The sequence below is a fragment of the Rhodococcus sp. (in: high G+C Gram-positive bacteria) genome, assembly GCF_049591685.1.
Lineage (GTDB): Bacteria > Actinomycetota > Actinomycetes > Mycobacteriales > Mycobacteriaceae > Rhodococcoides.
In genome coordinates this window covers 1-6,431 of record NZ_JBAWFH010000004.1, presented here as the reverse complement: position 1 = coordinate 6,431, position 6,431 = coordinate 1, and the positions used below count along the sequence as shown (strand labels likewise).

7 protein-coding genes are annotated in these 6,431 nt (G+C 65.7%); 4 read left to right on the top strand and 3 right to left on the bottom strand.

Features of this window, described 5'->3' with window-relative positions; translation table 11 throughout:
- On the bottom strand, window positions 1–482 hold a 482-nt coding region (locus tag WBQ44_RS00095), incomplete at its 3' end, for a glycosyltransferase family 2 protein (RefSeq protein WP_495564700.1).
- Between the two features lie 69 nt (window positions 483–551).
- Window positions 552–1,727 carry a winged helix DNA-binding domain-containing protein gene (locus WBQ44_RS00090; protein WP_495564699.1) on the bottom strand — a complete coding sequence of 392 codons (1,176 nt, stop codon included), beginning with the start codon at window positions 1,725–1,727 and terminating at the stop codon, window positions 552–554.
- Between the two features lie 94 nt (window positions 1,728–1,821).
- Between WBQ44_RS00090 and WBQ44_RS00085 the strand changes: the two genes are divergently transcribed.
- From WBQ44_RS00085 to WBQ44_RS00070, 4 genes are all read left to right on the top strand, one after another.
- Entirely contained in the window at window positions 1,822–2,181 is a 360-nt protein-coding gene (locus tag WBQ44_RS00085; RefSeq protein WP_495564702.1) for a helix-turn-helix transcriptional regulator, read from the top strand.
- 7 nt (window positions 2,182–2,188) lie between these two features.
- Entirely contained in the window at window positions 2,189–4,075 is a 1,887-nt protein-coding gene (locus tag WBQ44_RS00080) for an alpha-amylase family protein (RefSeq protein WP_495564698.1), read from the top strand.
- Between the two features lie 86 nt (window positions 4,076–4,161).
- Window positions 4,162–5,115: an alpha/beta hydrolase gene (locus WBQ44_RS00075; RefSeq protein WP_495564697.1), complete on the top strand. Its 954-nt coding sequence runs from the start codon at window positions 4,162–4,164 to the stop codon at window positions 5,113–5,115.
- Window positions 5,116–5,157: 42 nt separating this feature from the next.
- Window positions 5,158–5,523 carry a VOC family protein gene (locus WBQ44_RS00070; RefSeq protein ID WP_495564696.1) on the top strand — a complete coding sequence of 122 codons (366 nt, stop codon included), beginning with the start codon at window positions 5,158–5,160 and terminating at the stop codon, window positions 5,521–5,523.
- Between the two features lie 4 nt (window positions 5,524–5,527).
- Here the strand turns inward: WBQ44_RS00070 and WBQ44_RS00065 are convergent, their stop codons facing one another.
- A complete protein-coding gene (locus WBQ44_RS00065; protein WP_495564701.1) occupies window positions 5,528–6,412 on the bottom strand; it encodes a PE-PPE domain-containing protein in 885 nt (294 codons plus the stop codon).
- Window positions 6,413–6,431 lie beyond the last annotated feature (19 nt).

Here is a 6,431-nt window from a genome sequence, read left to right as displayed (position 1 = left end):
ACCCGACGCCACATTGCGAAATTGTTTCCCTTCGCCCAGGGAAGATAGATACTGTCGAATCGCTCCTCTGGCGGTGGGACTGCTCTCCAGGACGCCATTTCTTTCGAATTGAGCGAATCCACTTCGCTCGGGCCCCCGAGTGCGTCGAACTCTTCCGCCGCACGGACAAGGGCGCTGAGCCAACCAGGGTGGACCGCATCGTCGTGATCCACAATGGCGAGGAACTCCCCTCGGGCAGCGTCGATGCCGACGTTCCTCGCGTGTGAGACGCCCCTGGTGCGGGATGCGTCGACGCATCGAAGCGTCAAAGTAGAGGATATGCCTTCCACATGTTCGCGGGTGCCGTCATTGGAACCGTTGTCGCTGACCACGACCTCGAAGTCGCCCGCGTAATCCTGCGCGGCGAGCGCCTCGAGTTGAACGTCCAGAAATGGGAGTCCGTTGTACACCGGTATGATGACCGAGACGAGACTTATCGGCATGTTTTGGTATGGTACGCGTCCTGCCTCGTGCCTGCGACCGGGTACCTCGGCCACGCGGTGGGCGGCTGGCTACTTGCCACGCAGTCGCTTTTCCAGCGGCGTCGGGAAGGTCGGTACGACGGGTGTGCTGCCCAGGAGGTCGGTGAGTCGGCCGGCTTCGGCTGTGATGTCGGCGGACGCGACGTTTTCGAAGAGTTCGGTCACCACGTCGCCGCGCGGGGTGACGGCCCAGCCGCCGACGATACGGCCGTCGACCCAGATGCTCGGGCCGATGTTGCCGAAGGTGTCGAACAGCGGTTTCTTGTGTTCGCCGAGGTACCAGTCGCGGTGCTTCCAGCCCATGGCAGTGGGGTCGAGTGCGGGCAGCAGCATCACCGACGGCGATGCTTCGTCGAAAGTGCTGTCGCGCAGCATGATTCCGTCACCTGCGTCGAGCTCGACGTCGACGGTGTCGAGTCCGGCGACTGCGGCGCGGGTCTGGGTCTTGTTCCATCCCGTCCACCACTGCACGTCGTCGAGCGTTGCGGGCCCGAACACCTCCAGCCAGCGTTGCGCCAACATCCCGCGGGCTTCGGCTTCTTCCAGAAGAGGAATGCCGTCGGCCCACCAGTGGTCTATCGGTGCCCACGCGTGCCGCCGCGAAGTCCAAGCCCCGCGTGGTTCGACGCGCACCAGCTTGCCTTCCGCCGCCATCATCGTCAGTACCTGCGAGGTGACGTACCGCTTGACGTCGTACGCCTTGTCGGTCGTCGGTAGGAACGCCGTCTTCAGCAGCGGGACGGCGGTCGACAGTTCCGCACCGGTGGCGGTTCCGGCGGCCCGCACCGCCTCTTCCGTTGCGCGCTCGACATCGGAGATCCATGCCTGCACGTCGTCGATGGGTGGCTCCGTCGAGCCCTTTGCCACCTGCCTGAGCAACGTCGCCCTCATCGTCCGCGCGACGCCGAGGCTCGCCCCGGCGTGGATCATGGGCACATCGTCGTGGGCGACGACGAACAGCGTACGGCGCATCGCCATGAGCCGCACCAAGGTTCGACGGTCGTACATCGCGGCCCGTACGTCGTCGATGTCGAGTGACCGGGCACGGGCCAGCGTCGACAGGTAGACCGACGCCGGGTCCGTCGCGTGCAGCGCGAGCACGTTGGACACGACGTCCTCGACGCCGGCCGCGTCTGCGAAATGGCGGGTGACGAGCCGAGTTCGTCGCTGACCGTCGGTGATCTTCACCGGGACAGTCTTGCGCATGCTGGCCAAGGCGGGTGGTTGGTGCGACGATGATCCGGTGACCTCGGCGGAGCGTGTGAAGGATCTGATTAGGCTGCGACGCGTGCGGGACCGGATGGACCGCGAGTACGCGCAACCACTGGATGTCGAGGCGCTCGCGCGCGGCGTCAACGTTTCTGCCGGTTATCTGAGTCGCCAGTTCAAACTCGCCTACGGCGAATCGCCCTACTCCTATCTGATGACCCGACGCATCGAACGCGCGATGGCTCTGCTGCGTCGAGGCGACCTGAGCGTCACCGACGTGTGCTTCGAGGTCGGGTGCAGTTCGCTCGGAACCTTCAGTACGCGGTTCACCGAACTGGTCGGCATGCCGCCGAGCACCTACCGGCGCCTGGCATCCGAGGACGCCGCAGGGATCCCGTCCTGTGTGGCCAAGCAGATCACCAGACCGATCAGGGCTGTCTCCGTGCCATGATCGAACAATGGCTCTGCCCGACGTGCACCGCGCTGTTCTAGCTGCTCTTCCGGCTCATCGCCGTGAGACGTTTGCGCTTCGGCTCGAACAATGGTGGCCGGATCTGCACGATGCCGTCACGGCGTTGTACGACAACCCCGACGAGGTTGCGACTCGCCTCGTCGCGATTGCCGCTCGCGCGTTCGCCGATCGGTCCGACGACCTTCATCGGCTGGATCAGCGTCGTCTGCTGCAGCCGGATTGGTTTCAGCGGCCGGAAATGTTCGGCTACGCCTGTTACGTCGATCGGTACGGCGCGACCCTGAAGGGCCTGGGGGAGCGGCTCGACCACCTGACCGACCTCGGCGTCACCTACCTTCATTTGATGCCGCTGTTGACGCCGCGGCCCGGGGACAACGACGGCGGATACGCCGTCATGGACTTCCGCGCTGTGCGCCCGGATCTCGGGACGAACGACGATCTACGTGCTCTCGCGACAAAACTGCGCGGCCGCGGCATCAGCACGGTCGTCGATCTGGTGCTCAATCATGTTGCCCGCGAGCACGAGTGGGCCGAGCAGGCGCGGGCCGGGGACGAGCGGTACCGCAGGTATTTCCACATCTATCCCGACCGGAACACCCCCGACGCCTACGAGCGCACCCTGCCGGAGGTGTTCCCGGATTTCGCGCCCGGAAGCTTCACTTTGGACGCCGACCTCGATGAATGGGTCTGGACGACGTTCAACACCTGGCAGTGGGACCTCAACTGGGCCAACCCCGAGGTGCTGGAAGAGTTCGCCGACATCGTGGTGCACCTGGCCAACCTCGGCGTCGAAGTGCTGCGATTGGATGCGATCGCGTTCCTGTGGAAGCGCATCGGCACCAACTGCCAGAATCAGCCCGAGGTGCATGCGATCACGCAGGCACTGCGCACCACCTGCCGGCTCGCGGCCCCTGCAACGCTGTTCAAAGCCGAGGCCATCGTCGGGCCGCGTGATCTGATGCCGTACCTCGGCCTCGGCAGGCACACCGGGCGGGTGTCCGACATCGCCTACAACAACAGCCTGATGGTGCAGATCTGGTCGATGTTGGCCTCCGGCAGCACGGACCTGGCGCGGCACGCACTGGCGTCGCTGCCGCCTACGCCGTCCACCGCTACCTGGGTGACGTACGTGCGCTGCCACGACGACATCGGTTGGGCCATCGACGACGCCGACGCCGCTGCGCTGGGCCTGACCGGCGCCGGTCACCGACACTTCCTGGCCGAGTGGTATGCGGGCCAGTTCGACGGCTCGTGGGCCGAAGGCATGGTCTTCCAACACAATCCGCAGACCGGCGACCGACGGATCAGTGGAACGGCCGCTGCGCTCAGCGGGCTCGGGCCTTCGAGGAAGGACCCCGACGGTGCGTTCGCGCGGATCTTCCTCGCCCATGCGATCGTCGCGGCCTGGGGCGGAATCCCCGTCGTCTGGAGCGGCGACGAACTGGCCTCGCCAGGCGATCCCGATTGGGCGAGCGAGCCAGGGCACGAGCGAGACAACCGGTGGGTTCACCGCCCGCGCGTCACCGACGCCGACCGCGCGCGACGATTCGAGTCCGGCTCCGATGCGGCGCGTGTGTACGACGGAATCGCGCACATCGCGCGGGTCCGCGCGGGCCTGCCGATGCTGCACGCCGAGGCGCCGGTGCAGGTTTTGGCGGACACCGACGACGGATTGCTGGTACTGGTGCGTCGCCATCCCAGCGGAACATTGGTCGCGGTCTTCAACGTCACGGCCGAGCACCGACCCTTGCCGATGTCGGAACTGCTGGAACTCGGACTCGTCGCTCCGCAGGAGGTCCTTACGGGCGACGCGCTCGTCGCCCACGAGGGTCTGGTGTGGGTTCCGCCCTACGCGGCGTGGTGGCTCGTCTGAGATCTGTGGTGCACACAACTGTTATTTCCCTGTTACCCTTCGCACCCGACAGGTCGGTCGAACCGAAGACGAAAAGGGATTGCTTGATGTTCTCTCGCGCGCGTGGCTTGGTTCTGGGATTGGTGACGGTGTTGATCGCCGCGTTCGCCGCCACATTCGTCGGTACCGGGGTAGCGCAGGCCGATTCGGCTCTGATCTACGTTCACTCGGACGCGATGAACAAGGACATTCCGGTCAAGGTCCTGACGGCGGCAGGCGAAGGCCCGGCCCCGACGATCTACCTGCTCGACGGTCTACGCGCTCCCGACGACAACAACGGCTGGCTCATCGAGACCGACGTCGAGCGGTTCTTCGCCGACAAGCACGTCAACGTGGTCATCCCGTTCGGCGGCGGCGGCACGTTCTACACCGACTGGGAGCGCCCCGACCCGAAGCTCGGCGTCGTGAAGTGGGAAACCTTCCTCACCGAAGAGTTGCCCCCGGTCATGGCCGACCGTTTCGGCAGTGACGGCGTCAACAACGCGGTCGCCGGACTGTCCATGAGCGGCACGTCGGCGCTCAACCTGGCTGCGCACCGCCCCGACTTCTACAAGGCCGTCGCCTCCTTCAGTGGATACCCGTCGGCGAGCAGCCCCGGCTACGCACAGGGAATTCAGGTTTCCGTCGGCGAGATGGGCGGCAACGCTCGCAACATGTGGGGCGCGTGGCCGTCCGCGTCGTGGCTCGCCAACGATCCGCTGCTCAACGCGGGCAAGCTGCGCGGCACGTCGGTGTTCGTCTCGGCAGGCACGGGCTCGCCGTTGACAGACCCCACCGTCAACCCGGTCAGCGGTAGCTTCGATCCGGTCAAGTTCGCCCAGATGGTCCCCCTCGAGACGGCGTCCGGGCTGAGCAGCCGCGCCTACGTCGCCGCCCTTCGCGCCACCGGTAACAACCCGCAGGTGCGGATCACCGGCACCGGTACGCACTGGTGGAACTACTGGGAAGAGCACCTGCACGACGCGTGGTTCTCGACTTTCGCCCCCGCGCTGGGTCAGTAAAAGAACCCACCGATTCAAGCGCAGCGGCTAATGTCCAGGGACATGACTGCACCCACGATCGACATGGATTACACCGTCCTCGATTGCCCGGACACCGCGGCGCTCGCCGAGTTCTACGGGCATGTTCTGGGATGGGAACTCGCCCGGAACGACGGCGACTGGGCCGTACTGCAGGGGCCGGGCGAACTACGGTTGGCGTTCCAGAAAGCTCCCGATTTCAACCCGTTGAACTGGCCGTCCGACGGCATCAAGATTCACCTCGACCTCATGGTCGACGACATGGATGCCGCTGAGCAGTTCGTCCTCGGTGTCGGTGCGACCAAGCTCGAAGGCGACCAGAACCACGAGGGCTTCCGGGTGTATCGCGACCCGGCCGGTCACGTTTTCTGTCTGTGCCGCCGCAACTGAAAATTCACGCGGCCAGTTCGTCCGCCCGCAGTTCGAAGCCCCGTAGTTCGTACGGCCGGAAGGTCACCTGCACCTGCAGCCATTGCGCGAGGATCTCGCAGCCGGTGAGTCCACTGTGATCAAGAGGTTCGCTCGCGTACGCGACGTGCCGGTCGCCGGACGGGTTGTTCACCCGTAGGCGTCCCCACGTCACTGTGCGCGGCAGATACCCGCTCAGCTCACCGGCGGCGACGCGGAGACGTCGGGCATCTCGGACCCACTGCTGTGGGGAGAGCCCGGTCTTCGCGGCATTCTGAAAGCCGTTGCTGCGCAGCAGCTGCCAGAGTTCCCGGCGCCAGATCTTCGTGGTGCGGAACGACATCCACCTGGTGATGTCGGCGATGTCCCGGATGTAGCTGTCGTCGCTCGCATTGCAGATCATGTCCTGCGGATGACCGACCCACAGTGTCTCGACGGTCGACGGGATGGCCGGGCCCTCACCGGCTACACCACGCCCCACGCAGCCGTCGACTGCGCCCGCGGGTTGCTGCGGATCCGAGATCAGGCCTGCGGCCATCACCGACGGCAGCGAGACCGTCCCTTTCGCCATCAGTCCGAGCAGTTCGCGAATGACCGAGCATCCCTGGGAGTAGCCGATCAGCGCGACTGGGCCGTCGACATCGCGGATGGCGGCAATCAACCGGCGCACACCTGCCACGGTGCTGTGGCGGTAGCTGAGTCCACCGACAGCAACCGGTCCGTACGACGCCGGGTAGCCGACCCACCGGCTGGCGAATCGCTCGTCGAGGTGTTCGGCGACGCGGCTCAACAGACCCGTCACCTCGGTCCGGCGATCGTCGGGGCGGGATTCGCCGGTACCGCCCACAGCGAGCACCGTCATCTGTGTCATGGAGACCACGGTGCCCGAC